Annotated in this window: 2 protein-coding genes; both read right to left on the bottom strand. The window is 57.5% G+C overall.

Features of this window, described 5'->3' with window-relative positions:
- Positions 1–961 precede the first annotated feature (961 nt).
- Entirely contained in the window at positions 962–1,420 is a 459-nt protein-coding gene (locus X773_RS74160; protein ID WP_084641936.1) for an autoinducer binding domain-containing protein, read from the bottom strand.
- Between the two features lie 799 nt (positions 1,421–2,219).
- Positions 2,220–2,453, bottom strand: a 234-nt coding sequence (locus X773_RS77895; RefSeq protein WP_036239951.1) for a hypothetical protein, incomplete at its 5' end; no start/stop codon positions are given.

Below are 2,453 nucleotides of genomic sequence, written 5' to 3'. Positions count from 1 at the left end.
GGCGGCATGGGCTTTTAAAGGTCCTCGCATCTCGACAATTTCGAAAGGGCGGCAAGCAATGCCGCCCTTTCTTCGCGCCCATTGCGCCGGTTGTCGGCGACCCGCAAGCCGGGGTATATGCCCGCCGAGGGTTGTGCTTATGTTTGGACGGATACTGCCTTTTTTCTTGGGGCTGGCTTTACTGTTGGGCAGCGGCTGCGCGCGCAGCGATGATGGTACGGTGATTATTCCGAGATCGCTTGATGCCAGGCGATTCTTTGACAAAGAGCCGCCACGCCTGCAGCAGCCACAGATCGAAACCAGCGTGTTTCCGGTTGCGCCACAGGAGCCGGAAAGGCTCGAACCGCGCCGTACGGCAAGTTACAAGACATCAAACAGACGTGCATCGCGGGTCGCAAGTCCTCCCCTCTCCTCTTCCGAGCCGCACAAGCTGCTTGTCTGCAAAAACGTCAGCGAGCCCGGCAAGCGGTACCGTATGGTTTGCGAATAGGGCACTTGTTTTGGCCAGCGTTCTACCCTCAGAGGGTCGCGGTGCCTTTCCGGATGAGGTTGTCCAGAGCGCCGTTTCCCTTCTTTCCCCATGATCTACTCACTATCATTCTATAATCCCAGCTTCACGAGACGGTACTAATATTGCCGGCGGCAACCATCGCCGGCGGCCCTTCCCGCGAAGCGCTTGGCTAGCGATCAGAACCGTCTTTGGAAGAAAAGGCCACGCTCGGCCGCGATCGCAACCGCATGCGCCAAGCTTTTGGCCCCCAGCTTGGCCCGTGCCATATCAAGATGAAATCGGACCGTGCGAGGGGACAGCGACAATATCTCCGCGGTCCTCTTGACCTTCTCTCCCCTCGCGTACCATTTCAGGCATTCGATCTCTCTATCGGAGCAGACCGTCTGATGGCGTGGCCTTCCTTGCATTCGACCGATAGCATGGTGAAATTCGCCGGCGAGATGCTGGAAGTTACGAACCTCGGATTTGAGAAACNCACGCCGCTGCGTTCTCGTTGCTCGTCACGCTCAGAATGCCGCGGTCGCCGTCGACACCCCTAACCGGGAACGTGACGCCATGCTTTCCGGCCCCATGTTCCCTCGCTTCACCGAAGAATGTCCGCACGGCCTTGTCCGATAGGTCGATCTCCTTCCAATCAACCAATGTCACAGCACGCAGCCCGTAGGGAAGCACGGGATCGATTTCGAAAAAATCCTTCTCGATGTAGCGTTTCACCCAGTCAGGCGAATAGGTGGTCACATAGAACGGCTGACTCGGTTCCTCGTAAACCGGCCTGACGGTAAGAAAGGCCGCCGTCTCCAGGCCGTAACCTTCGACAATTGTGTTCAGAAGGCCCGCTGCGTCCGCAGGAGAGGCAACTGCTCGAATACCCTCCGTCATGTCGTGAAAATTTGAGTCAAATTGCGCCATACCCAGCTTACCTCCTTGCTATCGACGTGCCTCTCCAAGCCATTCGCGCGGGCTATTTAACTATGTTGCTCGTCGCTGGATTCCAGCGTCTCGCGACCTGTCAAAAGTGACAGGCGAAACCGCCAGTATACTTAGATTGCAACCCACTTTATTCCAAATTGCATGGCCACAACCCGGCGTGGAGGAAACGCCTTGGATATGATCGTACTTTCGTCAAACGATGTGGGTCGGCAGACTAACTCAACACGTGCTTCACGCCGTGCATCACATCGGAGTTCCAGAACGACCGACCACGAGGTTTGCCGTTTCTGTGCGGAGCTGGAACAACTAGACGCTGATCGGGAAGCTCTTTTTGCTTTCTCCCCTCCGCCTGTGCCGGGCAACCCTGCGCAGAGCAAGCAGTTCTTCACAGAGATGAATGCGATTACGGCTCGCTATTTAGCACTCGAACAGCGGCTTCGGGAGGCTCACAGCGACATCGAGCCTCCCCACGAAGCCGCTGAGTTCGTCCAGTCGGATGCCATTGCGACCGCCGCGCCATAGCGCGCATTCAGAGTATCGATTGCCTGATGGTCCCAGCCCTTGCCGAAATCCAGAAAATCAGACCGCCCCGCGTCAACTCGACACCGAGGCCCCTACCCGGCCCATCGGGCACCGATCCGGACATGTGCACCCTCCTCCCCTCGCTGGATATGAGTCAGAGACACTTGCGCAGCGATTTGCAAGATAGTTTATTGACTCAATGAATCCGAAGAGGAGTGGTTCATGGGAACCAGCAATCAACTTTTGCTTCGTGCACCTATCGCGGCGTCCACGGCTGCGACCTGGGCCAGACCGCGACGCTGGGAAAGCAGATGCGGTCTTGTGGCGTTGTCGCCATGGCATGGCTCGTAACCGCCACCTTGAAAAAATGGGTTGTCTGCTCGCCGATCCGGAAAGACGAGGCTATCGTCCCGGGCGTTGTGCCTGCGAAATGGCCGGCGTCGCCGGCGAGAGGCTGAAAGCCGGCATAGCCGTTACCCTCCCCGACGAT

The sequence above is a fragment of the Mesorhizobium sp. LSJC280B00 genome (genome assembly GCF_000502835.1).
Lineage (GTDB): Bacteria > Pseudomonadota > Alphaproteobacteria > Rhizobiales > Rhizobiaceae > Mesorhizobium.
The sequence above is the reverse complement of the archived record's forward strand: the minus strand, read 5'-3'. Positions and strand labels throughout refer to the sequence as shown.